General features: G+C 64.8%; 1 protein-coding gene. It reads right to left on the bottom strand.

Going from position 1 to position 1,744, the window contains the following annotated elements; genetic code table 11:
* Positions 1-155: 155 nt before the first annotated feature.
* Entirely contained in the window at positions 156-1,496 is a 1,341-nt protein-coding gene (locus ACOVRJ_RS16230; protein ID WP_422044874.1) for an IS110 family transposase, read from the bottom strand.
* Positions 1,497-1,744 lie beyond the last annotated feature (248 nt).

The raw sequence follows: 1,744 nt of genomic DNA, 5'->3' as shown, positions 1-1,744 counted from the left end.
CGAGTAACTCCAATAGTCGAGGCATACTGCAAAAGTTCACGGCCTCTGAGGAGGCGCCCCTGCGCCGCCTCGAAGGATGGGCAACGACAAGACTGTTGCTCACCCTTCGAGACGCGGCCGTTGGCCGCTCCTCTCCATGAACACATGGGTTGGGGTCATGGGGAGGCTTGGATCGGGACGAGTTGCTGACCGAACTGTTTGGCGAGACTGCGGAGGAGGCGTTGTCGGGTTTCCAGGACCTGGGCCTCATAGTGGGCGAGACCTTTTTCGACGTAGTCCATGCCTTTGACCATGACGCGCCAGAAGAGGATGGCGAGCTTGTGCGCCAGGGCCTTGTTGGCGACCAGGCCACCGCGACGCGCGGCCATCCGTCGGTAATAGCCGCCGAGGGCGATGTATTTGCTGCGGGCCAGGGCGCGGGCCATCACACAGAAGATCTGCCCGGCGCGGTTGCGGCGCCGCTTGACCGCAGCTCGGCGCTTGCCGCTCTGGGCGCTGCCCGGCGCGAGTCCGGTCCATGACGCAAAGTGCTTCTCGGTCGGCCATTTGGTCAGATCCGTGCCGACCTCCCCGACAAGCTGCAGGACCGTATATTCGCTGTGGGCGGGCAGCGTGGTCGCGTCCTTGCCGTCGCACATGCGCTCGAGCAGCTCGCGCAAGTTGGAGATCTCCGGCGTGTTCACGCCGGGTCGGGTCCGCGGCTTCGCAGGCTTCTCCACCCCAGCCGCCGGCCCGTCACCCGCTGGCCCATCGCCCCCCGGCATCTGCGCGAGGACTGCCTCGATCCTGCGGTCGCAGTCGGTGATTTGCGCCTGGTAATGGTCCCAACTCTGAACCGCCTGCCCGAGCGCAAACAGATGCTCGTCGGCCCACTCGCCGCGCAGCGATTCCAGGACCCGTTCGGCCTTGACCTTGCGGATCCGCACGTCGCACAGCTCCAGTAGAGCTGCAGGATCGCGCTCGCCAGCAAGGATCGCGCGCACCACCGCAAGACCGCTTGCCCCCGTCAGCGAGCTGATCACGGCGTGCAGCTTGATATTCATCCGCTCCAGCGCCTTCTGCATGTGCTGGACATGCCCGGCCGCCGACACAATGTGCTCCCCGCGCAGACGCACATAGTCCTGCAGACGACGAATATGCGCCGGCGGAACGAACCCCGCCCGCAGCAAGCCATGAGCGTGCAGGGTCGAGCCCCACTGACAGTCCTGCATGTCGCTCTTGCGACCCGGAAGATGGCGCGTCTGGCGCCCATCGACCATCCGGACATCCAGGCCGGCGGCTTCCAGAACGCCGTACAGCGGCAGCCAGTACACGCCCGTCGCCTCCATCGCCACCGAGCGGACCTGATGCTCGATCAGAAAGTCCCGCAGCGCCTCCAACTGCGAGGTCACCGTGCCAAACACCCGAGGCAGTCCTCCGCCGATCGAAACATGCATCTTCTCGCTGCCGACATCGACAAATGCCGCACGCGGATCAAGCACAGCCAGAGCACTCATTCCTTCCTCCACGTCCTTTACGGGCGCAGAGCCTCGTCGAAAGCCCGACCGCGTCTAAAGTTACAAACCTCTCCAACGGGAAGCTCAAGGCTCGCCAAAATGCGCAACAGTCCGCGATCGGTGCCAACCTCAGGGCCGGGCAGAGCGCACCAAAGGAATTGCGGCTATTCTGCTCCCGACAAGACTCGGCCCCACACGATAACCTGTTCATGGTCCGTGGGCAGCGCCATCCGCGCTGGCGGCTCAGG

The sequence above is a fragment of the Roseateles sp. genome (assembly GCF_049240545.1).
Classification (GTDB): Bacteria; Pseudomonadota; Gammaproteobacteria; order Burkholderiales; family Burkholderiaceae_C; genus Paucibacter_A.
The sequence above is the reverse complement of the archived record's forward strand: the minus strand, read 5'-3'. Positions and strand labels throughout refer to the sequence as shown.